1 protein-coding gene is annotated in these 570 nt (G+C 64.4%); it reads left to right on the top strand.

Going from position 1 to position 570, the window contains the following annotated elements:
- Positions 1 to 96: 96 nt before the first annotated feature.
- Positions 97 to 570 (top strand): anthranilate phosphoribosyltransferase (trpD, locus tag ACK4TH_RS13060; protein ID WP_409627058.1); only part of this gene is annotated, 474 nt, incomplete at its 3' end.

Raw genomic sequence — 570 nt, 5'->3', positions numbered from 1 at the left:
GGCGCGCCGCTCGCCTGCATCGATGGCGGCCTCAAGCAAGCAGCCCGCAAGGTCGGCCTGCTGCTCACCCCCTGACCCCTCGATAGGACATCCACCATGATCACACCACAGCAGGCACTCCAGCGCACCATCGAACACCGCGAGATCTTCCACGACGAGATGCTGCACCTGATGCGTCAGATCATGAAGGGCGAAGTCTCGCCGGTGATGATCGCGGCGATCCTGACGGGTTTGCGCGTGAAGAAGGAGACCATCGGCGAAATCACTGCGGCGGCGAAAGTGATGCGCGAGTTATGCACCCGCGTCGAGGTACCACACAACCCGCATTTCGTCGACATCGTCGGCACCGGCGGCGACAGCTCGCATACCTTCAACATCTCGACCGCCGCGGCCTTCGTCGCCGCCGCGGCGGGCGCCACGGTGGCCAAGCACGGCAATCGCGGCGTATCGTCCAAATCCGGCGCCGCCGACGTGCTCGAGGCGCTGGGCGCGAAAATCGACTTGCAGGCGCCACAGGTCGCCAAGTGCATTGAGCAAACCGGCATGGGCTTCATGTTCGCGCCCAATCAC

The sequence above is a fragment of the Tepidimonas sp. genome (assembly GCF_046292505.1).
Taxonomy (GTDB): domain Bacteria; phylum Pseudomonadota; class Gammaproteobacteria; order Burkholderiales; family Burkholderiaceae_C; genus Tepidimonas.
Note: the sequence above shows the minus strand (reverse complement) of the source record. Positions and strands in the feature narration are given on the sequence as shown.